We start from the raw sequence: 23,431 nt of genomic DNA on the forward strand, positions 1-23,431 counted from the left end.
CCGATGAAGTTCGCCGGCACGTGGATCTTCATCCACCAGCTTTGCAGCGCCGGCACGAGCGGCTGGATCTGCTGCGCGTCGCGCGAGATCGAATACCACATCAGGAAGCCGACCGCCGCGCTGATGATCAACAGCACGAATGCGCCGAGCGCGCGCGTGTTGTAGTGCTGCTCGTAGTACAGATAGAAGAGCGCCGTGATGAGGCTGAACAGCACGAACACTTCATAGAGGTTCGAGATGGGTATATGCCCGACGTCCGCGCCGATCAGGTAAGACTCGTACCAGCGCACCATCAGGCCCGTGAAGCCCATCAGCACCGCCGCCCAGGTGAGCTTGGAGCCGATCGCGCCGCCCGACGGCGAACGCGACAGCGTGCCGATCCAGTAGAACAGCGTGGCGAGCACNGCGCGCGACAGATCGCCTTGATAGATCTGGATCGCGAACAGCGACAGCACCGCGATGCCCGCAATCAGCAGGCGCGCCGGCTTCCAGCGCCATCCGAGCACCACGAACGCGGGCACCGAGCACACCAGCACCAGCTTGTCGTAGTAGTTCATGAAGCCGTGATAGCGCGACAGCGCAAACCCCGCGCCGGCCACCATCGCGAGCGCGAACAGCCAGTCGACTACGGCCAGGCGTTTGAGAAACGGGCGCTCGTCGTACAAGCCGGCCGTATCGGCCGGTACAGGCCGGGGCTTGGGTTGCGAGGCGGAGACTTGTGTCAAATCCATGATGTTACCGAGTGGAATTCTGCGAACCGGATTGGCGGGGCGCTTCTGTCACTGGGGAGCGCTTGCGTCATGGGACGGTCCGGCTGTCGAATTCGTGGCCGAATCAGCCGCAGCTTCTCTCGCTGCGACGCCCAGAGTGGCCCCGACTGCATCGCGCGTCCGCACGAACTCTTTCTCGAAGTCGAGCGTCTTGCGCGCCGTCGACATCGCCATCACCACGCAAGTGCCCGTGGCAGTGTCCTTGAGCCAGAACCAGAGCCGCCGCTCGCGCACGTAGAACATCGAAAAGATGCCCAGCACGAGCAACAGGCTGCCAAGATACACCACTTTTTTGCCAGGCGCGCGCGTCAGCTGAAATACTGAAGCTTGGACTTGCTTATATGAGTCGAGCTGCAAGAAGACCGGCGATCCATACAAGAAGCTGTCGGATAGCGCGTTGATCGAGCTTTGGATAAAGCGGGTCGAATCGGCGTCGGGCTTCATGCCGGGCTCGCCCGCCTGCTCGCGCGCAACCTGCCAGAGGTCCCAGGTCGCGCCTTCCATCATGCGCAGCAGCAGCGACGCCGCTTTTTGCTGCTCGTCCTTGGGCACCGACCGGTCGATGAAAGCCGCGACCGCCTGAAAGCCGCCGAGCGGACGCCCATCGACGCCAGCGCCTGCGCTTACGTCCGCGCCGGCAAACAGGGTAAGAACGCGCAGCGCGCTATCCTGCAGATGATCACGCAGCGCAGCGTTCTGATCCAGCACCGAACGCGCGGCGAAGCGCTGCGCTGCTTGCGCGCGCAGCGCGGGCGTTTCGAGCGCCGCGCGCAGCTGCATCCATTCCTTCAGCGTGCCGCCGCTATCGGCCGGGATGCGCAGGTAGCGGAACGGATCGTTCGGCGTCGTGCGCACGCCGGCCAGAAACATCCGCTCGCCGTTCACGTCGACGGGGAGCATATAGTTGTTGAACTCGCGCGCCTGGCCGTCCGCGCTGCGTATCTTGTATTGCACCGACGGCCCGATATTGTGCAGATTCAGCGGGTTCTGGGTCTTCGCGCCCGAGCCGAGCCGCTGGTCGAGCTCTTCGGCTAGCGTCTTGTGCGCGACGCCGCGCACGTCGTTGCTGCCGTTTGCATCGGTGACGTTCTCGACGTTGATCGCCCGGAAATCGCTGAATTCGACGGTCTGCCCGTTCGCGCCGGGAATCGCCGCCATCGACGCCAAGAGCGGCGCGGACGCGCCAACTGCGCCACCGAACGGATAGGTCTTCGCGCTATCGCCGGCCATCGGCCACGCGGTCATCGTCAGCTGCGAGCCGCCGTCCTGGAAGCTCGACTGGTAGATCGACACTCCGTCGTACTCGAACGGCTTGTTCACCTCGACGCGCGCCGGAATCTCCTTGCCGGTCTGGTGATCGATGACGACGATGTCGCTCGCGAAGAGCTTCGGCATGCCGGTCGAGTAGTAATCGACGATGAACTTGTTCAGGCGGATCGAAAATGGCAGATCCTGGATCAGCGAGCCGTTCGGCTGGTTGAGGATCGCCGTCGACACATGCTGCCCCTCCGGCACCCACGCATAGCCGCGGAACGTCGGATTCGACGGCGACAAGCGATGGTTCGGGCTGATCTCGCTGATGACAGCGCTCGTATCGACCGGCGTCTTGCCGAAGAGCCACATTTGGAGCTTGATCGGCAGGTTGCTGTCGAGCAGCCCGCCGATGCAGATGACGACGATCGCGAGGTGCGCGAAGATGTAGCCGATCTTGGCCATGGCGCCGCGCTTGGCGGAGATCAGCGTGGCACCGTCGCTCTCGCGCGCGACGAACTTGTAGCCGAGCTTGCCCGACAGCGCGCGGAGCGTCGCCGCGGTCTTCGCGCGCTCGCCGTGCACGGCGAATTCGGCCTTGTGATGGAACGCGCGCAGGCTGCCTTCGCGCACCTTGTCCTTCCAGCTTTTCACGTCCGCGATCATCTTCGGTGCATTGCGCAGCACGCACAGCGAGATCGAGACGATGAGAAAGCCCAGGATGAGCATGAACCACCACGAGCTGTAGACGGTGTACAGGCTCAGGGCACGGAAGATATCGGCCCAGAACGGGCCGAACTGATTGACGTAGTTGGGATACGGATCGTCTTGCGTCAGCACCGTGCCGATGATGCTTGCAATTGAAAGAATCACGAGCAGCGCGATGGCAAAGCGCATCGAGCTCAGCAATTCGACGGCACTCTTCAGAGCCCGCTGGCCCGACTTCAACTCATAACCCGAAGTGGTGACGCTCATTCAAACTCCGACTGGCCAGCAAAAAAGGGTGAAGGGTTGCCGCCTTGGAAGCGGAACCCCCACCCTTTTCTTCGTTCTGTGTCGACCGGAGTTAGCGCTTTAGGGCTTACCCCGGTCCCATGCCGGGCTCGGTGGACCGGCTTGATTATCGTTGAGCCTGCTAGTGCAGGCCTGCGATATAGTCCGCGACTGCCTTGATTTCATTATCCGACAGCCGCGAAGCGATCGTGTGCATCGCTTCGTTGTTGTTGCGGGCACCCGGCCCCTGTTGGAACGCGGTCAGCTGCGCGGTGATGTAATCCTGCCATTGCCACGACAGCCTCGGGTACTGGATCGGAATCCCCTGGCCAGTCGGTCCGTGGCAGCTCGCGCATGCCGGTATGCCCTTGTCCGCGATGCCGCCGCGGTAAATCTGCTGCCCGAGCGCGATGGTAGCCTTATCGTGGGCGAATCCCTGCTTCGGCGTCTGCGCGGCGAAATAGGCCGCCACGTTGATCATGTCCTGATCGGACAACGCTCCGGCAAACCCCGCCATGACGTCATTCTTGCGCGCCGCGACCTTCGCGCCGGACTGCACTTTGAAATCCTTGAGCTGCTTGACGAGATATGCCTGATGCTGCCCTGCGAGCTTCGGGAAAGCACCGGTGGCACTGTTGCCGTCCGCGCCATGGCATGCGGCACAGACCTGCGTGGCGATTTGCTGCCCCCGATTCAAATCCGGCTTGGCGACTTCCGCCGCACTCGACTGCCCTGCCAACCCCATCAAACCTGCTGCAACCGTTACTTGAAGCACCATCAGAGACTTGCACAGTCGATTCATTCGCACACCCGGTTTCGTCTTGTGAGAATTGAGTGCTCTCAAGGACACCGCAAGCGTTGCCGGCCTTCCAGGCCCAAGAAAATCCTGAGCCGCACCCCTGCGATTTCCCTGTGAGTTTTTGCAAAAAACGACGGCGACCGATCTACCGCGAGGCCACGCGTTTCGAGACGCGCAAGCGCCCCTCTGGTCTTCAGTAAACCATCGTATTGTACAATAACTCGCTATTCGTCCAGGCGCCAGTCGGGCTTGTCCGGCTTCCCTTCCCATCCAGCGCCTTTTATTCCGGTTTCCCTTCATGGCCTTCCTGCTCCACCAAGCCCGCTTCTTCACGACCGTCAACCATCTGCGCGATCTGCCCCCGACGCCCCAGCCGGAGATCGCGTTCGCGGGACGCTCGAACGCGGGTAAATCGACGGCCATCAACGTGCTTTGCAATCAAAAGCGCCTCGCCTTCGCCAGCAAGACGCCCGGGCGCACGCAGCACATCAACTACTTTTCGGTCGGCCCCGCGGTGGAGCCGGTCGCCCATCTGGTCGACCTGCCGGGCTACGGCTACGCCGAAGTGCCCGGCGCCGCGAAGGCACACTGGGAAGCGTTGCTCTCGACATACCTGCAATCGCGCGCCCAATTGTGCGGAATGATCCTGATGATGGACTCGCGCCGCCCGCTCACCGAGCTCGACCGGCGGATGATCGAGTGGTTCGCCCCGACCGGCAAGCCGATTCATACCCTTCTGACAAAGTGCGACAAATTGACTCGCCAGGAGAGCATCAACGCGCTCCGCGCGACGCAAAAGGGGCTCAAGGAATATCGCGACGCCGGCTTTCAGGGCGAGCTGACCGCGCAGCTCTTCTCGGCGCTCAAGCGCACCGGGCTCGACGACGCGCACGAATTGATCGAAAGCTGGCTGTTGCCTGCAGAGAATGGCGCCCCTGAGGCGAAATGACCGCCCGAATGTTGCGCGAGCAACTTTCCTCGAGCGGAAGGATGGTGGCATCTGAAGCCACCCCATAAAAAAACCCGCCGACAAACGGCGGGTTAACAGCCTAATCGAAAAACGACAGGCACCCGCTCAGGGAGGAGAAGCGGGGAGCTCGGCGCAAGGCGCCTCGCTCGATCGCTATCATATACCATTGTCTCAATAAAATTCCGCCACGGCGGAGGCAGTATTTTCAGCCACCCAAGACATTCAATATGAGCTTCTATCCCCATCACCGTCCCCGCCGCATGCGCCGCGACGACTTTTCGCGCCGCCTGATGCGCGAAAACCTGTTGACTACGAACGATCTGATTTATCCAGTATTTATCGTCGAGGGCGCGAATATACGGCAAGCCGTGCCTCCGATGCCCGGTGTCGAGCGCGTCTCGGTCGACCTGCTGATGGGCGTCGCCGAGCAGTGCGTCGAGTTGGGCGTGCCGGTGCTGGCGCTCTTTCCGGCGATCGAGCCGTCGCTCAAGACACCTGACGGACGCGAAGCGGCAAACCCGGAAGGGTTGATTCCGCGCGCCGTCCGCGAACTGAAGAAGCGCTTTCCGGAGCTGGGGGTGCTCACCGATGTCGCACTCGATCCCTACACGAGCCACGGCCAGGACGGCGTACTCGACGCAGCCGGCTACGTCATCAACGACGAGACGGTCGAAATCCTCGTCGAGCAGGCGCGTGTGCAAGCCGAGGCCGGTGTCGATATCGTTGCGCCGTCGGACATGATGGACGGCCGCATCGGGGCATTGCGCGAGATGCTCGAAAGCGAAGGCCATATCCACACGCGAATCATGGCTTATGCGGCGAAATATGCTTCGGCCTTCTACGGGCCGTTCCGCGATGCCGTTGGCTCTGCCGCCAACCTCGGCAAGAGCAACAAGATGACCTATCAGATGGACCCGGCCAATTCCGACGAGGCATTACGGGAAGTTCGCCTGGACATCGACGAAGGCGCGGACATGGTGATGGTCAAGCCCGGCATGCCGTACCTCGATATCGTGCGGCGCGTGAAGGACGAGTTCCGCTTCCCGACCTACGTTTATCAGGTTAGCGGCGAATACGCGATGCTCAAGGCCGCTGCGCAAAACGGCTGGCTCGATCACGACAAGGTGATGATGGAGTCGCTGCTCGCATTCAAGCGTGCAGGCGCGGATGGTGTGCTGACCTACTTCGCGCTCGACGCGGCGAGGCTTCTGCAAGCTCAGAAGTAGTTCGCGAAGCGACTAAGTTGAGCCGATCGACGGCGACGCTCCCCCTGGAGCGCCGCCGTTTTTGTTTGGGTAGCCTCGTCAGGACTGCGGCGCAACGGCCCGGTCAAGACTGCGCAAAAAAACGTCAGCCGACTCGGAACCAACGACGCGCAACGTCTCATTGCCGTTCTGGTCGAAAAAGATGATGCCCGGAGGACCGAAGAGCTTGAAACGCTTGAGCAGCGCCTGGTCGTCCGCGTTGTTTGCGGTCACGTCGGAGCGCAGCAGGTTCAGTTGCGCTAGCCGCGCATGCACACGCGGATCGCTGAACGTAAAGCGCTCCATTTCCTTGCAGCTCACGCACCAGTCCGCATAAAAATCGAGCATCGCCGGACGCGCAGATGCCTTCAGTACATGATCCAACTCATTGGAGGAGCGCACGGGCGTGAAAGCCGGCTCCACCTGTTGACTGGCCACCGCAGCCGTACCCGCAGCGGAGTGCGACGACGCAAGCACGGCCAGCGGCCGAAGCGGATCGGTCGAGCCTGCGGCCAGGCCAACCAACAACACCGCGCCCCAAATCGCGAGCGCTGCACCGATGCCCCGGCCCAGCCGGCGCCACACCGAAGGGCCGCCCGCATTCGGCGTAAAAAGACCGAGAGCCGCTGCGGCGATCAGCAGCCAAAGCGCACCGAGCAGCATTTGCGCCGATGCGCCAAGCACCGGCCAAACGATCCACAACGCTGCAGCGAGCAAGACGACGCCGAAGAAGACCTTGACGCCGTCCATCCAGGCGCCCGCTTTCGGCAAGAGCGTGCCCGCACCCAAACCGATGATCAGCAGCGGCACACCAAGACCGATGCCCATCGAGAACAGCGCGGCTCCGCCAAGCGCGGCATTGCCGGTGTGAGCGATAAAGGCGAGGACGGCGAAAAGCGGGGCCGTCATGCACGCGCCTACAACCAGCGCCGACAACGCCCCCATCACAGCCACAGCGGCGAATTTGCCCCCGGAACGGCGGCCCGACGCGCGCGACACGCCGTCTTGCCAGCGCTGCGGCAAGACAATGTCGAAACCCGCGATCAGCAAAAGCGCAAACACGGTCAGCAGCACCGCGAACGCGCCGAGCACCCACGGATTCTGCAGCCACGCACCGAGGCTCTGTCCAACGAGCGCCGCAGCAATGCCAAGTGCGGTATAGACGAGCGCCATGCCCACAACGTAGGACAGCGACAGCGCAAAGCCCCGCACGCGCGTAACCTTTGCACCTTCGCCGACGATGATCGCGGAGAGGATGGGGATCATCGGGTACGAGCAAGGGAGCAAGCTCAGCACGAGTCCAGCGACGAAAAACAGCCCGACGATCGCCAGAAATCCACCGCCTTCAAGCAGCGATTGGGCGTAGTCGGCGCTCGTCGCGCGCTCGTACCAGGATGCATGCTCCGCCGCGCCGGCTGCCGCAGGCGCAGCGCTCCCGGTCGCCGCATGCAGCGCGGCGCCATCGACCCGAAACACATGCTCCGCCGGCGGATAGCAAATACCGGCATCTGCGCATCCCTGCGAGGTGACGGCCAATTCGAACGGGCCAGCGGCCTGCTTGATAGGAACGCGGATCGTCAGATCGTTTCGATAGGTTTCGACATTCTTCTGGAACGTCGTGTCGAACTTCACATTCCCCGCAGGCAACTGCGGATCGCCAAGCGTGGCCGTACCGCTTTTCACCGCAAACGCAAAGCGCTCCCGATACATATAGTAGCCATCGGCGATCTTGAAGCGGACGACAACCTCGCCCGGCTGCTCGCTGGCGCTGAATTTGAAGGCCACGGCCGGATCAAGGAAATCGTCGGCCGCGCGCGCAGTCGGCGCCATCCCAACGATTGAGCAAAGGCAGGCGGTGAGGAATATCAAGAAGCGCGCAGCGGCACGCGCCCGACTGCGGAAAACATTAAACATGGATAGGACGTTGTGTTTCGGCTGCGACCCACTGCCCATACGCGGTCGACGCGGTCGCCTGCCAGGACAGAATTTCCGGAGTCTCGTATGGATGGTTCGCCTGGATGAACTGTTCGAGCTCAAGCGAGCGCGCCATGCTCGTCTTGAAGAGCAACTGAACCTCTTCGGCGGATTCGATTTTGCCTTGCCAGTGATAGCTGGAGCGCACCATCCCCAATTCACTGACGCAGGCGGCCAGACGCGCGTTCAATGCGCCGGACGCGAGTTTTTGCGCCGAGTCGGAATCGGGCAGCGTCGTCAGCATGAGGATCACATTCTGTGTCACGGTATCTCCAGCAAGAACGGGCTCGGGAGTGCGTATTCAGGCACGCGTATCGTACACCCCGATACGCGGCGCCGCTTTGATCGGATTCACCGTGGCATCCAAAGCTACGCACCTCACCACGGAGGCCTAAAAGCAAAAAGGGCCAAGCTTGCGCTTGACCCTTTTCTAACCTACGCCGAGACGCTTATTCAGCCTCTTGAACGTTTTCAGCTTCCACCGGTTCCGGGCGATCGAGCAGTTCGACCAGCGCCATCGGTGCGTTGTCGCCAACACGGAAACCGAACTTCAGGATACGCAGGTAGCCGCCCGGACGGTTCGCGAAGCGCGGACCGAGCACGTCGAACAGCTTCGTGACCGAGTCGCGATCGCGCAGGCGGTTGAACGCCAGACGACGGTTTGCCAGCGACGGCTTCTTGCCGAGCGTGATCAGCGGCTCGACGACTTTACGGAGTTCCTTCGCCTTCGGCAGCGTGGTCTTGATGACTTCGTGCTCGATCAGCGAGTTGGACATGTTACGGAGCATTGCCAGACGGTGGCTGCTCGTGCGGTTCAGTTTCCGCAGGCCATGACGGTGACGCATTTCAATTTCCTTGATTCAAAGTTTTGATCCAGCTCTTCTATCGCCTTCGCCTCTCGAACTGAGCGGCAAAGTGCACGGGCCGGTAGAAAAGAAGCAAGACGCGGATTTTAAAGGAAAATCCGCGTCATCGCCAGTCTCGGGAAAACTCCCGTATTACTTGTCCAAACCGGCCGGCGGCCAGTTCTCGAGCTTCATGCCGAGCGTGAGACCACGCGAAGCGAGCACTTCCTTGATCTCGTTCAACGACTTGCGGCCGAGGTTCGGGGTCTTGAGCAACTCGTTTTCCGTGCGCTGGATCAGATCGCCGATGTAGTAGATGTTCTCGGCCTTCAGGCAGTTCGCCGAACGAACCGTCAGCTCGAGATCGTCCACCGGACGCAGCAGGATCGGGTCGATCTGCGGCGCTCGCGACGGCGCTTCCGCCGTAGCTTCCGTGCCTTCCAGCGCAGCGAACACCGACAGCTGATCGACCAGAATGCGAGCCGATTGACGGATCGCTTCTTCCGGCGAGATCACACCGTTGGTTTCGATGTTCATCACGAGCTTGTCGAGGTCGGTGCGTTGCTCGACACGCGCGCTTTCCACGGCGTAGCTAACGCGACGAACCGGCGAGAACGACGCATCCAGCACGATCCGGCCAATGATCTTAGCCGTCTCTTCGCCATAGCGGCGCACGTTGCCCGGCACATAGCCGCGGCCCTTTTCGACCTTGATCTGCACGTCGAGCTTGCCGCCCTTCGACAGATGCGCGATCACGTGATCCGGGTTGATGACTTCGCAGTCGTGCGCGAGCTCAATATCGCCAGCAGTGACGACGCCTTCGCCTTCCTTGCGCAGCGTAACCGTCACTTCGTCACGGTTATGCAGCTTGAACACCACGCCCTTCAGGTTCAACAACAGGTTGACTACGTCCTCTTGCACCCCATCGAGCGTCGAATACTCATGCACGACGCCCGCGATCGTCACTTCGGTCGGCGCATAGCCCACCATCGACGACAGCAATACGCGCCGAAGCGCGTTACCCAAGGTGTGGCCGTAACCGCGTTCAAACGGTTCCATGACCACTTTCGCGTGGCTCTCGCCCAACGATTCCACAGCGATGATCTTGGGCTTCAACAAACTGGTTTGCATAAGTAGGTTTTCCTTTTCAATACCCTCGGCTCGTTACACCGATAAGGCTGACCGGTAACAACCTGAAAATAAACAGCCGAGGCAACCCCTTGCGCAACGCAATCAGGGTACCCCGGCCGTTAATCCGATTAGCGCGAATACAATTCGACGATCAGGCTTTCGTTGATATCGCCACCGATGTCCGCGCGATCCGGCATCTGCTTGAACGTGCCTTCGAACTTCTTGGCGTCGACGGCAACCCAGCTCGGCATCCCGCCTTGCTCGGTGAGCGACAGCGCTTCGAGAATACGCGCTTGCTTCTTCGCCTGTTCACGCACGGCGACCACGTCACCGGCCTTCACTTGCAGCGACGGGATGTTCGCGACTTGGCCGTTCACGACAATCGCCTTGTGGCTCACGAGCTGGCGCGCTTCAGCGCGCGTCGAGCCGAAGCCCATGCGGTACACGACGTTGTCGAGGCGCGATTCGAGCAATTGCAGCAGGTTTTCACCCGTGTTGCCCTTGCGGCGGTCGGCTTCGGCGAAGTAACGGCGGAACTGACGTTCGAGCACACCGTAGATGCGCTTCACTTTTTGCTTTTCGCGCAGCTGCGTGCCGTAGTCGGACGTACGGGCGCCCGAGGTGCGGCCATGTTGACCAGGCTTGCTGTCAAGCTTGCACTTGTCAGCGAGCGAACGACGGGCGCTCTTCAGGAAGAGGTCGGTGCCTTCACGGCGGGACAGCTTGGCTTTAGGGCCGGTATAGCGTGCCACGTTGCATTCCTTCTATGTTTGATCACGCAAACTTGCGTCTGCGCTAGTCCGTACCCGATGGGCCGAACGGTGGGCTTAGTAAGTCAAAAATCAGTCGATAAGCAAACAGCCCGTCGGCGCCGATGTCTCTATCCGGCGGCAACAGGCTACTTGCAAACGCGCGTCTTAGATGCGACGACGCTTCGGCGGACGGCAACCGTTGTGCGGAACCGGCGTCACGTCGGAGATCGCGGTGATCTTGATGCCAAGACCATGCAACGCGCGCACCGCCGATTCGCGACCCGGGCCAGGGCCCTTGATTCGCACTTCGAGGTTCTTCACGCCGTATTCCATCGCCACGCGGCCAGCCGACTCGGCTGCGACCTGAGCCGCAAACGGCGTCGACTTGCGCGAGCCCTTGAAGCCTTGTCCGCCCGAGGTAGCCCAGGCAAGCGCGTTGCCTTGACGATCGGTGATCGTGATGATGGTATTGTTGAACGACGCGTGAACGTGAACCACGCCCTCGGCGACGTTCTTCTTGACCTTCTTGCGAACGCGTTGCGCCGCGGAGTTGTTCGAAGCCTTAGCCATTACGTTTTCCTGTAACTGTCAGTCCCGCTTACTTCTTCAGCGATTGCGCTGCGCGGCGCGGACCCTTGCGCGTGCGGGCATTCGTCCGGGTGCGCTGGCCACGCAGAGGCAGGCCCTTACGATGGCGCACGCCGCGGTAGCAGCCGAGATCCATCAGGCGCTTGATGTTCATCGTCACTTCACGGCGCAGATCGCCTTCGACGACAAACTTGCCGACTTCTTCACGCAGCTTTTCGAGATCTGCGTCGGTCAAATCCTTGACCTTCTTCGAGAATGCCACACCAGCCGCTTCGCAAATTTCGCGCGAGCGCGTGCGGCCGATACCGAAGATCGCCGTCAGGCCGATTTCAGTATGCTGGTGGTTCGGGATGTTAACCCCTGCAATACGAGCCATTGTTTTTCCTCAAACAAAAAGCGCAAGCAAAAGCGCGGCCGTTCAGCCTTGACGCTGTTTGTGGCGCGGATCAGAGCTGCAAATCACGCGCACAACGCCTTTGCGCTTGATGATCTTGCAATTGCGGCAAATGCGCTTAACCGATGCCATCACTTTCATGATATTACCCTTTTTTCAAGTCACTTCGCCCGGAACACGATCCGCGCACGGGACAGATCGTAAGGCGTCAATTCAACCGTAACCTTGTCGCCGGGCAGAATCCGGATGTAGTGCATCCGCATCTTTCCGGAAATATGCCCCAACACGACATGGCCGTTCTCCAGCTTCACGCGGAAGGTAGCATTGGGCAGGTTTTCGATAACCTCGCCCTGCATCTGGATTACATCGTCTTTGGCCATAAGTCCTTTTAACGCATCGGGATGTTGCCGCCCTTGAAATTAGCTTTCTTGAGCAGCGATTCATACTGTTGCGACATAACGTACGACTGCACCTGCGCCATGAAGTCCATCGTGACGACGACGATAATCAGCAGCGACGTTCCACCAAAATAAAACGGCACGTTCCAGCGCAGCACCAGAAACTCGGGCAGCAAGCAGACGAACACGATATAGATCGCACCGGCCAGCGTCAGACGCGTGAGGATGCGGTCGATATAGCGTGCAGTCTGGTCACCCGGGCGGATACCTGGAACAAATGCACCACTTTTCTTCAGGTTGTCGGCCGTTTCCCTGCTGTTGAACACCAGTGCGGTGTAGAAGAAGCAAAAGAACACGATCGCCAACGCATACAGCAATACGTACACAGGCTGGCCAGGCTTCAAAGCTTCGGCCACGTTGTGCAGCGTGTCCGCGAACCAGCTGTTACGCGACCCCGAACTGAACCAGTTCAGGATGGTTGCCGGGAACAGAATGATCGACGATGCAAAGATCGGCGGAATCACGCCCGACATGTTCAACTTCAGCGGCAAATGCGACGACTGGCCGCCGTAAATCTTGTTGCCGACTTGGCGTTTCGCATAGTTCACGAGGATCTTGCGCTGACCGCGCTCGATGAACACCACCAGGTACGTCACTCCGGCTATCAGTGCGACGATGATGATCGCCGAGACCGGCCCCATCGAACCAGTTCGCACCAACTCGAACAGCCCGCCAATTGCGTTCGGGAAACCCGCTGCAATCCCACCGAAGATGATGATCGATATGCCGTTGCCCAGACCGCGTTCCGTAATCTGCTCGCCAAGCCACATCAGGAACATCGTGCCGGTCACGAGCGTCACGACCGTCGTCAAACGAAACACCATACCCGGATCGATCACCAGCTGCGGCTGGTTCTCAAGCGCTACGGCAATACCAAACGCCTGGAACGTCGCCAGCACCACCGTGAAGACCCGCGTGTACTGCGTAATCTTCCGCTGACCCGCCTGCCCTTCCTTCTTCAGCGCTTCCAGCTGCGGCGAGACAATCGCCAGCAACTGCATGATGATCGACGCCGAGATGTACGGCATGATCCCCAGCGCGAAGATCGTGAACCGCGAAAGCGCACCACCCGAGAACATGTTGAACATGCCAAGGATGCCGCCGGACTGGCTTTGGAACAGCTTTGCCAACTGGTCCGGGTCGATGCCCGGTACCGGAATATGCGCACCGATTCGGTAGACGACTAGCGCCAGCAGCAGGAACACTGCACGCCGGCGCAGATCGCCAAACTTCGCCGCGCCTTTACCGGATTTTGCGAGACTCGGGCTGTTAGCCAAGTACCTTCTCCGATGCAAATGCTATTGTCGGCAACCGGCTTGCTCGACCACGCCGATTACTCGGCGAACGAGCCGCCAGCTGCTTCGATCGCAGCGCGCGCGCCCTTCGTCGCACCCAGACCCTTCACCACGATCTTGCGAGTGATCTCGCCCGTCTTGATGATCTTGGCGCTCTTCGTCAACTCGCCGACCAAGCCCGCTTGCTTCAGAGCCAGCAGATCGATTTCGTCGACCGGCAGCGCTTGCAGATCAGCCAGGTTCACTTCGCCGACGAATTCCTTCGTGAGCGACGTGAAACCGCGCTTCGGCAGACGGCGCTGCAGAGGCATCTGGCCGCCTTCGAAGCCGACCTTGTGGAAGCCGCCCGAACGCGATTTCTGACCCTTGTGACCGCGGCCTGCAGTCTTGCCGAGGCCGGAGCCGATACCGCGACCGACGCGACGCTTCGCGTGCTTCGCGCCTTCTGCCGGCTTCAGGTTATTCAATTCCATTATCAACTCCTTGATTGCCTGAAGGGCTTAGCCGATGACCTTAACAAGGTACGAAACCTTGTTGATCATGCCGCGCACAGCCGGCGTATCTTGCAGTTCGCTGACCGAGTTGAGTCGGCGCAGGCCCAGGCCACGCACCGTCGCGCGATGCGATTCGCGGGTCCCAATCAGGCTCTTGACGAGCTGAACTTTGACAGTTTTTTCAGACATGGTGACCACCTGGGCTTAGCCCAAAATTTCTTCGACGGACTTGCCGCGCTTCGCCGCGATGTCGCCCGGGGTGGACTGCTTGCGCAGGCCGTCGAGCGTTGCACGTACGAGGTTGTACGGGTTCGTCGAGCCGTGGCTCTTCGCCACAACGTTCTGCACGCCCATCACGTCGAACACGGCGCGCATCGGGCCGCCGGCGATCACACCGGTACCGTCCTTCGCCGGAGCGAGGAGGACCACCGATGCGCCGTGCTTGCCGTGCACTTCGTGCTGCAGCGTGCCATTCTTCAGCGGCACCTTGAACATGTTGCGGCGGGCTTGTTCCATTGCCTTTTGGACAGCGACCGGCACTTCCTTCGCCTTGCCCTTGCCCATACCCACGCGGCCGTCACCGTCGCCAACCACGGTCAGTGCGGCGAAGCCGAGAATACGGCCACCCTTCACCACCTTGGTCACGCGATTGACCGAGATCATCTTTTCGCGAAGGCCGTCGTCGCGTTCGTCAGCCTGAACTTTCGCTTGCATCTTTGCCATGACGAATTCTTCCCTTAGAACTTGAGCCCGGCTTCACGCGCGGCATCAGCCAGCGCTTTCACGCGGCCGTGGTAGCGGAAACCCGAGCGGTCGAAGGCGACGGATTCGACACCGGCGGCCTTGGCCTTTTCTGCGATACGCTTGCCAACCAGGGTCGCAGCAGCGATGTTGCCGCCTTTGCCCGATTTGTCGGCGAGTTCCGCACGCACTTCGGCTTCGAGCGTCGATGCGCTGGCGAGCACCTTGGTGCCGCACGGCGAGAACACTTGTGCATAGATATGCGTGTTCGTGCGGTGCACGGCAAGGCGCGCGACTTGCAATTCAGCGATCTTGATACGCGTCTGACGAGCGCGGCGCAGGCGAGATTGAGTCTTATCCATGATTGCGCACCCTTACTTCTTCTTCGTTTCTTTGAGGATCACAACCTCGTCGGCGTAGCGCACACCCTTGCCCTTGTAGGGCTCAGGCGGACGGTAGCCGCGCACTTCGGCAGCGACTTGGCCGACTTTCTGCTTGTCGATCCCCTTGATCACGATTTCCGTTTGCGACGGGGTTTCAGCCTTCACGCCTTCCGGCATCTGGTGCACCACGGGGTGCGAGAAACCCAGCGACAGGTTCAGCTTGTCGCCTTGCGCTTGCGCACGATAGCCAACGCCAACCAGCGTCAGCTTGCGCTCGAAACCCTTGTTCACGCCGTTCACCATGTTCGCAACGATTGCGCGCATCGTGCCCGACATCGCATTTGCTTCGCGGCTTTCGTCAACCGGCTCGAACTTCAGCGTGCCGTTGTCGTTCACCACCTTCACCAGCTTGTTCGTAGCTTGCGAGATCGTGCCCAGCTTGCCCTTCACCGTGATGAGGGCGTCGCTCAAGGTCACCTCGGCGCCTTCCAGCGCGATCGGACTTTTACCTACTCGAGACATGTTTCTCTCCCCTTCGGCTTAAGCGACGTAGCAGATGACTTCGCCGCCCACGCCATTCGCGCGCGCCTTGCGATCGGTCATCACACCCTTGGGCGTCGAAACGATCGCAACGCCGAGGCCGTTCATGACCTGCGGGATGTCGTTACGGCCGCGGTAAACGCGCAGGCCAGGCTTCGAGACGCGCTCGAGGCGCTCGATCACCGGACGGCCGGCGTAGTACTTCAACGCAATGTTCAATTCCGACTTCGCGCCTTCGGACTTCACCGCGAAATCATCGATATAGCCTTCGTCCTTCAAAACCTGCGCGATCGCAACCTTGACTTTCGACGAGGGCATCGTCACCGAAACCTTCTCGACCATCTGCGCATTGCGGATGCGAGTCAGCATATCGGCGATAGGATCACTCATGCTCATTTATGTTTCTCCTATTACCAGCTCGCCTTGGTCAGGCCAGGGATCTCGCCGCGGAATGCGATTTCACGAATCTTGTTGCGCGCCAGGCCGAATTTGCGGAACGTGCCACGCGGACGGCCCGTGATCGCGCAGCGATTACGCTTGCGAGTCGGGTTCGAGTTACGCGGCAGTTGTTGCAATTCCAGACGAGCTGCATAGCGCTCTTCTTCCGTCTTGCTTTGGTCGTCGATGATCGCCTTCAGCGCTGTGCGCTTCGGTGCGAACTTCGCCGCAAGGCGGGCGCGCTTCTTTTCACGTTCGATCAGTGCCAGTTTAGCCACGGTAACCTCAGTTTCTGAACGGGAACTTGAAGCTGGCGAGCAGTGCCTTTGCTTCGTCGTCGGTCTTCGCGGTCGTCGTGATGCTGATGTTCAGCCCACGCAGCGCGTCGATCTTGTCGTAATCGATTTCGGGGAAAATGATCTGCTCTTTCACACCGATGTTGTAGTTGCCACGACCGTCGAACGCACGACCCGACACGCCGCGGAAGTCGCGCACGCGGGGAAGTGCAACCGTCACGAAACGATCGAGGAATTCGTACATCGCTTGACCGCGCAGCGTGACCATCGCACCGATCGGGTAGCCTTGACGAATCTTGAAGCCGGCGATTGCCTTGCGAGCCTTCGTCACGACAGGCTTCTGGCCGGCGATCTTCGTCAGGTCGCCAACGGCGTTTTCGATGATCTTCTTGTCAGCGACGGCTTCGCCAAGACCCATGTTCAGGGTGATCTTGGTGATGCGCGGCACTTCCATCACGGACTTGTAACCGAACTTCTCGATGAGGCCGGGTACAACCTTCTCTTTGTAAAATTCTTGCAAACGAGCCATTTTTTACTCCGCAGCGTCAGGCGCTCAGCACGGCACCGGTCGTCTTCAAGAAGCGAACCTTCTTGTCGCCATCGACCTTAATGCCCACACGCGAGGCCTTGCCATTCGCGTCGACCAGAGCGACGTTCGAAATATGCAGCGGCATCGTCTTGGCTTCCACGCCGCCCGTCGTACCCTTCATCGGATTCGGCTTCACATGCTTCTTGACGAGGTTAACGCCCTCGACCGTCACACGATCGTCGCCCACGGCCAGCACGACACCGCGCTTGCCCTTGTCCTTGCCGGTGATGACGACCACTTCGTCACCTTTGCGAATCTTGTTCATCTCGGCTCCTTACAGCACTTCCGGCGCGAGCGAAACGATCTTCATGAACCGTTCGCTACGCAACTCACGCGTGACCGGCCCGAAGATGCGGGTGCCGATAGGCTCGAGCTTAGTATTCAAAAGCACGGCGGCATTGCCATCGAATTTGATCAGCGAGCCGTCCTGACGGCGCACGCCCTTGGCGGTGCGAACCACCACGGCGTTGTAGATTTCGCCTTTCTTCACGCGGCCGCGCGGCGTTGCCTCTTTGACGCTCACCTTGATGATGTCGCCGATGTTGGCGTAACGACGCTTCGAGCCGCCGAGCACCTTGATGCACATGACTTCACGCGCACCCGTGTTGTCGGCTACTTCAAGCCGAGTTTCGGTCTGGATCATGGTTTATCTTTCCCAACTTAATCCGGTCGCACCACCATGGCGCATCCGGTCAGTCTTGGTCCCGTCAGCCGTACTGCATTGCTCAGCTGCTTGGGTCAGAACAGCAGCGACGGCAAACGAAACCCGCCATCGCAATCAGGTGAATCCTTCGGACGAGGCTAGACGCCCATCCGCTCCCCCCACCAACTTCGCCCGCGACGGGGCTCCCATAAAGAGGGAAGACCGAGATTATAACAAATAATCCCGGTCTTGCAAGCGAAATCTACTGCGATTTCAACTACTACTTAAGCTGCTCGTGCCTTAGATGACGCGAGCGGCTTCGACCAAGCGGGACACGGTCCAGGCCTTCGTCTTCGAGATCGGACGAGTTTCCTGGATTTCAACGAGGTCGCCCTCGTTGTACGTGTTCGCGTCGTCATGCGCGTGATATTTCTTCGAGCGCACGACGTACTTGCCGTAGATCGGGTGCTTCACGCGATGCTCGACGAGCACCGTGACGGTCTTGTCCATCTTGTTGCTGACGACCTTGCCGACCAGCGTCCGCTTGAGCGAGGTTTTTACGCTATCGTTCATTTCTGGTTCGCCTTCTCAGTCAGGACGGTCCGCACACGTGCGATGTCGCGACGAACTTTCTTCAGCTGGCTCGTGTTCGTGAGCTGCTGAGTCGCGAGTTGCATGCGCAGGCCGAATTGCGCCTTCAAGAGGTCCGACAGCTCTTTGTTGAGCGCGGCCTTGTCTTTCTGGTGAAGTTCAGAAGCCTTCATCATTTGCTCCTTAGGCGCCGAGCTGACGCACGATGAACGTCGTCTTCAGCGGCAGCTTCGCTGCAGCCAGACGGAACGCCTCACGCGCCAGTTCTTCGGTTACGCCGTCCATTTCGTACAGCATCTTGCCCGGTTGGATCTCAGCGACGTAGTACTCAGGGTTACCCTTACCGTTACCCATCCGCACTTCAGCCGGCTTTTGCGAGATCGGCTTGTCCGGGAAAATGCGAATCCAGATGCGGCCACCGCGCTTGATGTGACGCGTCATTGCACGACGCGCCGCTTCGATTTGACGCGCGGTCAGACGGCCACGACCGATAGCCTTCAGGCCGAACTCACCGAACGACACGGCGTTGCCGCGCGTCGCGATACCGGTGTTACGACCCTTCTGCTCTTTGCGATACTTCCTGCGTTTCGGTTGCAGCATCGTTATTCTCCAGTCTTGCCGTCGCCGCCAGCGCTGCCAGCACCACCGCTACGACGCGGACCACCGCGGCGAGCACCTGCCGGCGCACCTTCGCCATCGCGACGCGGACGACGATCGCCACCCGGGCGCGCGTTGCGGCGCGGACGCTTTTCTTCCGCGACTTCTTCCACCACCGGCGCGTCGTTGCGGCCCAGGGTATCGCCCTTATAGACCCACACCTTCACGCCGATGATGCCGTACGTCGTCTTCGCTTCCGAAGTTGCGTAATCGATGTCCGCACGCAGTGTGTGCAGCGGCACGCGGCCTTCGCGATACCACTCGGTGCGGGCGATTTCGATGCCGTTCAGACGACCGGCGCTCATGATCTTGATGCCTTGGGCGCCAAGACGCATCGCGTTTTGCATCGCACGCTTCATCGCGCGGCGGAACATGATCCGGCGCTCGAGCTGTTGCGTGATCGAATCGGCGATCAGTTGAGCATCGGTTTCCGGCTTGCGGATTTCCTCGATGTTCACGTGCACCGGCACGCCCATGCGCTTTTGCAGCTCGGACTTCAGCAGTTCGATGTCCTCGCCCTTCTTGCCGATCACGACACCTGGACGCGAGCTGAAAATCGTGATGCGCGCGTTCTTTGCCGGACGCTCGATGACGACGCGCCCAACCGAAGCGTTCTTCAGCTTCTTCTTCAGGTATTCACGAACACCGATGTCTTCCTGCAACATCTCCGCGAAATTGTTGTTGTTCGCGTACCAGCGCGACGCCCAATTGCGGCTGACGGCCAAACGGAAGCCAGTCGGATGAATTTTCTGTCCCATCGTATGACCCCTTAATTCCCGACCGTCACAGTGATGTGACAGGATTGCTTCTCAATGCGGTTACCGCGGCCCTTGGCGCGCGCGGTGAAACGCTTGAGCGACGCGGCCTTGTCGACGTAGATGCTCTTGATCTTGAGCTCGTCGATATCGGCGCCTTCGTTGTGCTCCGCATTCGCGATCGCCGACAGCACGACCTTCTTCACGATGCCAGCCGCTTTCTTCGGCGAGAACGCCAGAACGTTCAGCGCCTTGTCGACCGGCAAACCGCGGATTTGGTCAGCCACAAGGCGCGTTTTCTGCGCCGAGATGCGGGCACCGCGATGAATTGCTTTCACTTCCATCTTGATTGCCCCTTATTTCTTGGCCTTCTTGTCGGCTGCGTGACCCTTGAACGTACGGGTCAATGCAAACTCGCCAAGCTTGTGGCCGACCATGTTTTCCGTGACATACACCGGAACGTGTTGACGGCCGTTGTGAACGGCGATCGTCAGACCGATGAAATCCGGGAGGATCGTCGAGCGACGCGACCAAGTCTTGATCGGCTTCTTGTCGCGCGTAGCTGCAGCCGCCTCAACTTTCTTCAGCAAATGGGCGTCGCAGAACGGACCTTTTTTGATTGAACGTGCCATTGCCTACTCCTTAACGCTTGTGACGGCGCTGGACGATCATGCTCGTCGTGCGCTTGTTGCTGCGGGTGCGATAGCCCTTCGTCGGCGTACCCCACGGGCTCACCGGATCGCGACCTGCAGCCGTCTTGCCTTCACCACCACCGTGCGGGTGATCGACCGGGTTCATCGCAACGCCGCGCACCGTCGGGCGGATGCCGCGCCAGCGGTTTGCGCCTGCCTTGCCGATTTGACGGAGGCTGTGCTCTTCGTTGCCCACCTCACCGATCGTCGCGCGGCATTCGACGTGCACGCGGCGGATTTCGCCCGAACGCAGACGAACCTGCGCGTAGACGCCTTCGCGAGCCAGCAGCATCGCCGAGGTACCGGCCGAACGCGCCATTTGCGCGCCCTTGCCCGGCAGCATCTCGATGCAGTGGATTGTCGTACCGACCGGAATGTTACGGATCGGCAGCGTGTTGCCTGCCTTGATCGGCGCTTCCGAACCCGACATCAACTGCTGGCCGACCACCACGCCCTTCGGCGCGATGATGTAACGGCGTTCGCCGTCGGCATACAGCACGAGCGCGATGTTCGCGCTGCGGTTCGGGTCGTACTCGAGACGCTCGACCTTGGCCGGAATGCCGTCTTTCGTGCGACGGAAGTCGACGACGCGGTAGTGCTGCTTGTGACCGCCGCCTTGGTGGCGCGTCGTCACGTGACCGTTGTTGTTACGGCCAGCAGCCTTGCTCTGCGGCTCGAGCAGCTGTGCAAACGGCTTGCCCTTGTGCAGATCCTTGTTGACCACCTTCACCATCGCGCGGCGACCCGGCGAGGTCGGCTTAACTTTCACGATTGCCATGATTACTTGGCCTCCGCTTCAAAGTTGATTTCCTGGCCGGGCTTCAGGCAGACGTACGCCTTCTTCACGTCCTTACGGCGACCCATGAAGCGACCAAAGCGCTTGGCCTTGCCCTTCACGTTCAGCACGTTGACGGAATCGACTTCCACCTTGAACAGCAATTCGACCGCAGCCTTCACTTCCTGCTTCGTGGCATCGGGCGCGACTTCGAACACGACTTGCTCGTTCTTGTCGGCCACCAGCGTCGCCTTTTCGGAGATCACCGGCGCGAGCAGGACCTGCATCAAACGATGATCGTTCTTGCGAATCTCGCTCATGACAGCAACTCCTCGATCTGGGCGACCGCAGCCTTCGTGATCAGGACTTTCTTGAAGTAGATCAGCGACAGCGGGTCGGCATAACGCGGCTCGACAACCGCCACGTGGGCGAGGTTGCGCGACGCGAGGTAGAGGTTCTCGTCGACCGTGTCGGTGATGACCAGCACGGAATCGAGACCCATAGCCTTGAATTTTTCAGCCAGCAGCTTGGTCTTCGGCGCTTCGAGGATGATGTCCTCAACGACCGACAGACGGCCTTCGCGAGCCAACTGCGAGAAGATCGAGCAGAGACCTGCGCGATGCATCTTCTTGTTGACCTTGTGCGAGAAGTTTTCTTCCGGCGAATTCGGGAAGATGCGACCACCGCCGCGCCACAGCGGACTCGACGACATACCGGCACGAGCACGGCCCGTACCCTTCTGGCGCCACGGCTTCTTGGTGGTGTGCTTGACTTGCTCACGATCCTTCTGCGCGCGGTTGCCGCTACGCGCGTTGGCCTGATAAGCCACGACGATCTGGTGGATCAGCGCTTCGTTGTAGTCGCGACCGAACACAGCGTCCGACGCGGTCACACCTGCACCTTCCTGACCGTTTGCGTTCAGGAGCTTAAGTTCCATTATTTCGCTCCTTTCACGGCACGCGTCTTGACAGCCGGCGTCACGAAAACCTTGCCGCCCTTCGCTCCCGGAACGGCACCCTTGACCAGCAACAGCTTGCGGTCGGCGTCGATGCGGGCGATTTCGAGGTTCTGCACCGTCACCGTCTCATCACCCATGTGACCGGTCATGCGCTTACCCGGGAACACACGACCCGGATCCTGCGCCATACCGATCGAGCCCGGCACATTGTGCGAACGCGAGTTACCGTGCGAAGCGCGACCCGAACTGAAGTTGTAGCGCTTGATGGTACCGGCGTAGCCCTTACCGATCGACACGCCTTGCACGTCAATTTTCTGGCCGACTTCGAAGAGGTCGACACCGATCACGGCGCCGGCGGACAGCTCAGCAGCCTTGGCGGCATCGATCTTGAATTCTTTGAGGACTTCACCGGCTTGAACACCGGCTTTGGCGAGATGACCTGCCAGCGGCTTCGTCACGCGCGAAGCACGACGCTCACCGAATGCAACTTGAACGGCGGTATAACCATCCGTTTCAACAGTCTTGATCTGCGTCACGCGGTTGTCGGACACGTCCAGCACGGTGACGGGAATCGAATCCCCGTCAGCCGTGAAGATACGGGTCATGCCAACCTTGCGACCTACGAGTCCAAGGCTCATCGTTTTCTCCATTCCCGACTGCGATTGGTCGGGGCTAATTTACAAAATGCCGACGGCTTCAGAACCAACTGCTCGAACCGAACCGCCGACTTTTTTACGCAAATGCGCGAAAAGCCAAGCATTATAGCGAGGCTTTTCGTTTTCCGCAAGCAATCAAAGACTTAGCGCCACCCGCGCAAGCGACTGGCGCCCGAAAGCCTTATTGCAGCTTGATCTCGACGTCCACACCGGCCGGCAGATCGAGCTTCATCAACGCGTCGACAGTCTTGTCCGTCGGGTCTACGATGTCCATCAGGCGTTGGTGAGTACGGATTTCGAGCTGATCGCGCGACGTCTTGTTGACGTGCGGCGAGCGCAGGATGTCGAAACGCTGGATGCGGGTCGGCAGGGGCACCGGACCGCGAACGATTGCGCCAGTCCGCTTTGCCGTGTCGACGATCTCGGCTGCCGATTGATCGATCAGACGATAGTCGAATGCTTTCAGGCGAATGCGGATTTTCTGGTTCTGCATGACGATTCCTTGGAAAGAGCGAGGCGGTCTTGCACCGCCGGATTAAAAAAGAACGTGAGACCAGGCGCTCCCTTGAGGAGAGGGCGCCCGGCCCCGGGCACCACTTCTACTGCTTACCGCTAGCAAACCAGCGATTTTACTCGATGATCTTGGCGACGACACCTGCGCCGACGGTACGACCGCCTTCGCGGATTGCGAAGCGCAGACCTTCTTCCATCGCGATCGGCGCAATCAGCTTCACCGTGATCGACACGTTGTCGCCCGGC

Annotated in this window: 37 protein-coding genes; 2 read left to right on the top strand and 35 right to left on the bottom strand. The window is 60.2% G+C overall.

What is annotated here, in order from left to right; genetic code table 11:
* The 3 genes from ccsA to FAZ69_RS32525 all read right to left on the bottom strand — a co-directional run.
* On the bottom strand, nt 1-731 hold a 731-nt coding region (gene ccsA, locus FAZ69_RS32515), incomplete at its 3' end, for a cytochrome c biogenesis protein CcsA (protein WP_169708841.1).
* A gap of 48 nt (nt 732-779) precedes the next feature.
* Entirely contained in the window at nt 780-2,996 is a 2,217-nt protein-coding gene (locus tag FAZ69_RS32520; protein WP_136899522.1) for a cytochrome c biogenesis protein ResB, read from the bottom strand.
* 160 nt (nt 2,997-3,156) lie between these two features.
* Nucleotides 3,157-3,816: a c-type cytochrome gene (locus FAZ69_RS32525; protein WP_136899524.1), complete on the bottom strand. Its 660-nt coding sequence runs from the start codon at nt 3,814-3,816 to the stop codon at nt 3,157-3,159.
* 295 nt (nt 3,817-4,111) lie between these two features.
* Here FAZ69_RS32525 and yihA point away from each other — a divergent pair, with 295 nt between their 5' ends.
* Both yihA and hemB read left to right on the top strand, forming a co-directional pair.
* Complete coding sequence (yihA, locus tag FAZ69_RS32530) at nt 4,112-4,762, top strand: ribosome biogenesis GTP-binding protein YihA/YsxC (protein WP_136899526.1); 651 nt, start codon at nt 4,112-4,114, stop codon at nt 4,760-4,762.
* A gap of 248 nt (nt 4,763-5,010) precedes the next feature.
* Nucleotides 5,011-6,009 (top strand): porphobilinogen synthase, encoded by a 999-nt coding sequence (hemB, locus tag FAZ69_RS32535; RefSeq protein WP_136899528.1) that lies wholly within the window; start codon nt 5,011-5,013, stop codon nt 6,007-6,009.
* A gap of 78 nt (nt 6,010-6,087) precedes the next feature.
* On the opposite strand, the gene dsbD is transcribed toward hemB, so the two are convergent.
* The 32 genes from dsbD to FAZ69_RS32695 all read right to left on the bottom strand — a co-directional run.
* Nucleotides 6,088-7,941, bottom strand: coding sequence for a protein-disulfide reductase DsbD (dsbD, locus tag FAZ69_RS32540; protein ID WP_136899530.1), 1,854 nt, complete (start codon nt 7,939-7,941; stop codon nt 6,088-6,090).
* A complete protein-coding gene (gene cutA, locus FAZ69_RS32545) occupies nt 7,934-8,245 on the bottom strand; it encodes a divalent-cation tolerance protein CutA (RefSeq protein ID WP_136899566.1) in 312 nt (103 codons plus the stop codon). Before cutA ends, dsbD begins: the two co-directional genes overlap by 8 nt.
* A 205-nt stretch (nt 8,246-8,450) precedes the next feature.
* On the bottom strand, nt 8,451-8,846 hold the full coding sequence (gene rplQ, locus FAZ69_RS32550) for a 50S ribosomal protein L17 (protein ID WP_136899532.1): 396 nt from the start codon (nt 8,844-8,846) through the stop codon (nt 8,451-8,453).
* Between the two features lie 153 nt (nt 8,847-8,999).
* Nucleotides 9,000-9,977 (bottom strand): DNA-directed RNA polymerase subunit alpha, encoded by a 978-nt coding sequence (locus tag FAZ69_RS32555; protein ID WP_136899534.1) that lies wholly within the window; start codon nt 9,975-9,977, stop codon nt 9,000-9,002.
* 128 nt (nt 9,978-10,105) lie between these two features.
* Nucleotides 10,106-10,729: a 30S ribosomal protein S4 gene (gene rpsD / locus FAZ69_RS32560; protein WP_136899536.1), complete on the bottom strand. Its 624-nt coding sequence runs from the start codon at nt 10,727-10,729 to the stop codon at nt 10,106-10,108.
* A 165-nt stretch (nt 10,730-10,894) separates the two neighbouring features.
* On the bottom strand, nt 10,895-11,299 hold the full coding sequence (rpsK, locus tag FAZ69_RS32565) for a 30S ribosomal protein S11 (protein ID WP_006052224.1): 405 nt from the start codon (nt 11,297-11,299) through the stop codon (nt 10,895-10,897).
* A 28-nt stretch (nt 11,300-11,327) separates the two neighbouring features.
* Nucleotides 11,328-11,693 (bottom strand): 30S ribosomal protein S13, encoded by a 366-nt coding sequence (rpsM, locus tag FAZ69_RS32570; RefSeq protein WP_136899538.1) that lies wholly within the window; start codon nt 11,691-11,693, stop codon nt 11,328-11,330.
* Nucleotides 11,694-11,735: 42 nt separating this feature from the next.
* Nucleotides 11,736-11,852, bottom strand: a complete 117-nt coding sequence (rpmJ, locus tag FAZ69_RS32575; RefSeq protein WP_004199844.1) for a 50S ribosomal protein L36 — start codon at nt 11,850-11,852, stop codon at nt 11,736-11,738.
* 20 nt (nt 11,853-11,872) lie between these two features.
* On the bottom strand, nt 11,873-12,091 hold the full coding sequence (gene infA, locus FAZ69_RS32580; protein WP_004521905.1) for a translation initiation factor IF-1: 219 nt from the start codon (nt 12,089-12,091) through the stop codon (nt 11,873-11,875).
* Between the two features lie 8 nt (nt 12,092-12,099).
* Nucleotides 12,100-13,446: a preprotein translocase subunit SecY gene (gene secY / locus FAZ69_RS32585; protein ID WP_136899540.1), complete on the bottom strand. Its 1,347-nt coding sequence runs from the start codon at nt 13,444-13,446 to the stop codon at nt 12,100-12,102.
* 56 nt (nt 13,447-13,502) lie between these two features.
* Nucleotides 13,503-13,937 carry a 50S ribosomal protein L15 gene (gene rplO / locus FAZ69_RS32590; RefSeq protein ID WP_136899542.1) on the bottom strand — a complete coding sequence of 145 codons (435 nt, stop codon included), beginning with the start codon at nt 13,935-13,937 and terminating at the stop codon, nt 13,503-13,505.
* Nucleotides 13,938-13,964: 27 nt separating this feature from the next.
* On the bottom strand, nt 13,965-14,147 hold the full coding sequence (rpmD, locus tag FAZ69_RS32595) for a 50S ribosomal protein L30 (protein WP_004202755.1): 183 nt from the start codon (nt 14,145-14,147) through the stop codon (nt 13,965-13,967).
* Nucleotides 14,148-14,162: 15 nt separating this feature from the next.
* Nucleotides 14,163-14,681, bottom strand: coding sequence for a 30S ribosomal protein S5 (gene rpsE / locus FAZ69_RS32600; protein ID WP_116138060.1), 519 nt, complete (start codon nt 14,679-14,681; stop codon nt 14,163-14,165).
* A 14-nt stretch (nt 14,682-14,695) separates the two neighbouring features.
* Nucleotides 14,696-15,061: a 50S ribosomal protein L18 gene (gene rplR, locus FAZ69_RS32605; protein ID WP_136899544.1), complete on the bottom strand. Its 366-nt coding sequence runs from the start codon at nt 15,059-15,061 to the stop codon at nt 14,696-14,698.
* A gap of 12 nt (nt 15,062-15,073) precedes the next feature.
* Nucleotides 15,074-15,604, bottom strand: coding sequence for a 50S ribosomal protein L6 (gene rplF / locus FAZ69_RS32610; protein ID WP_136899546.1), 531 nt, complete (start codon nt 15,602-15,604; stop codon nt 15,074-15,076).
* 18 nt (nt 15,605-15,622) lie between these two features.
* On the bottom strand, nt 15,623-16,018 hold the full coding sequence (rpsH, locus tag FAZ69_RS32615) for a 30S ribosomal protein S8 (RefSeq protein ID WP_136899548.1): 396 nt from the start codon (nt 16,016-16,018) through the stop codon (nt 15,623-15,625).
* A gap of 14 nt (nt 16,019-16,032) precedes the next feature.
* A complete protein-coding gene (rpsN, locus tag FAZ69_RS32620; protein WP_136899550.1) occupies nt 16,033-16,338 on the bottom strand; it encodes a 30S ribosomal protein S14 in 306 nt (101 codons plus the stop codon).
* A 7-nt stretch (nt 16,339-16,345) separates the two neighbouring features.
* A complete protein-coding gene (rplE, locus tag FAZ69_RS32625) occupies nt 16,346-16,885 on the bottom strand; it encodes a 50S ribosomal protein L5 (protein ID WP_115537025.1) in 540 nt (179 codons plus the stop codon).
* Between the two features lie 16 nt (nt 16,886-16,901).
* Nucleotides 16,902-17,210, bottom strand: coding sequence for a 50S ribosomal protein L24 (gene rplX, locus FAZ69_RS32630; RefSeq protein WP_136899552.1), 309 nt, complete (start codon nt 17,208-17,210; stop codon nt 16,902-16,904).
* A gap of 9 nt (nt 17,211-17,219) precedes the next feature.
* Nucleotides 17,220-17,588: a 50S ribosomal protein L14 gene (gene rplN / locus FAZ69_RS32635; protein ID WP_012402188.1), complete on the bottom strand. Its 369-nt coding sequence runs from the start codon at nt 17,586-17,588 to the stop codon at nt 17,220-17,222.
* Nucleotides 17,589-17,888: 300 nt separating this feature from the next.
* The gene (gene rpsQ / locus FAZ69_RS32640; RefSeq protein WP_102611090.1) at nt 17,889-18,161 is read right to left on the bottom strand and encodes a 30S ribosomal protein S17; all 273 of its coding nucleotides are present in this window, start codon (nt 18,159-18,161) and stop codon (nt 17,889-17,891) included.
* Nucleotides 18,158-18,352, bottom strand: coding sequence for a 50S ribosomal protein L29 (gene rpmC / locus FAZ69_RS32645; RefSeq protein WP_075159014.1), 195 nt, complete (start codon nt 18,350-18,352; stop codon nt 18,158-18,160). The genes rpsQ and rpmC overlap by 4 nt, the downstream gene beginning before the upstream one ends.
* A gap of 10 nt (nt 18,353-18,362) precedes the next feature.
* Nucleotides 18,363-18,779: a 50S ribosomal protein L16 gene (gene rplP, locus FAZ69_RS32650; protein ID WP_121281878.1), complete on the bottom strand. Its 417-nt coding sequence runs from the start codon at nt 18,777-18,779 to the stop codon at nt 18,363-18,365.
* Between the two features lie 2 nt (nt 18,780-18,781).
* Nucleotides 18,782-19,594 carry a 30S ribosomal protein S3 gene (rpsC, locus tag FAZ69_RS32655; RefSeq protein ID WP_136899554.1) on the bottom strand — a complete coding sequence of 271 codons (813 nt, stop codon included), beginning with the start codon at nt 19,592-19,594 and terminating at the stop codon, nt 18,782-18,784.
* An 11-nt stretch (nt 19,595-19,605) separates the two neighbouring features.
* Nucleotides 19,606-19,935 (bottom strand): 50S ribosomal protein L22, encoded by a 330-nt coding sequence (gene rplV, locus FAZ69_RS32660; protein WP_136899556.1) that lies wholly within the window; start codon nt 19,933-19,935, stop codon nt 19,606-19,608.
* A gap of 12 nt (nt 19,936-19,947) precedes the next feature.
* Nucleotides 19,948-20,223 (bottom strand): 30S ribosomal protein S19, encoded by a 276-nt coding sequence (rpsS, locus tag FAZ69_RS32665; RefSeq protein WP_027797286.1) that lies wholly within the window; start codon nt 20,221-20,223, stop codon nt 19,948-19,950.
* Nucleotides 20,224-20,233: 10 nt separating this feature from the next.
* Nucleotides 20,234-21,061: a 50S ribosomal protein L2 gene (gene rplB / locus FAZ69_RS32670; protein WP_136899558.1), complete on the bottom strand. Its 828-nt coding sequence runs from the start codon at nt 21,059-21,061 to the stop codon at nt 20,234-20,236.
* A gap of 2 nt (nt 21,062-21,063) precedes the next feature.
* Entirely contained in the window at nt 21,064-21,378 is a 315-nt protein-coding gene (gene rplW, locus FAZ69_RS32675) for a 50S ribosomal protein L23 (RefSeq protein WP_136899560.1), read from the bottom strand.
* Nucleotides 21,375-21,995 (bottom strand): 50S ribosomal protein L4, encoded by a 621-nt coding sequence (gene rplD / locus FAZ69_RS32680; protein ID WP_136899562.1) that lies wholly within the window; start codon nt 21,993-21,995, stop codon nt 21,375-21,377. The genes rplW and rplD overlap by 4 nt, the downstream gene beginning before the upstream one ends.
* The gene (gene rplC / locus FAZ69_RS32685; protein WP_136899564.1) at nt 21,995-22,654 is read right to left on the bottom strand and encodes a 50S ribosomal protein L3; all 660 of its coding nucleotides are present in this window, start codon (nt 22,652-22,654) and stop codon (nt 21,995-21,997) included. Before rplC ends, rplD begins: the two co-directional genes overlap by 1 nt.
* A gap of 199 nt (nt 22,655-22,853) precedes the next feature.
* Complete coding sequence (gene rpsJ / locus FAZ69_RS32690; RefSeq protein WP_006998489.1) at nt 22,854-23,165, bottom strand: 30S ribosomal protein S10; 312 nt, start codon at nt 23,163-23,165, stop codon at nt 22,854-22,856.
* A gap of 136 nt (nt 23,166-23,301) precedes the next feature.
* A partial coding sequence (locus FAZ69_RS32695; protein WP_083293294.1) for an EF-Tu C-terminal domain-related protein occupies nt 23,302-23,431 on the bottom strand: 130 nt, incomplete at its 5' end.

The sequence above is a fragment of the Trinickia terrae genome (assembly GCF_005144415.1).
Taxonomy (GTDB): Bacteria; Pseudomonadota; Gammaproteobacteria; order Burkholderiales; family Burkholderiaceae; genus Trinickia_A; species Trinickia_A terrae.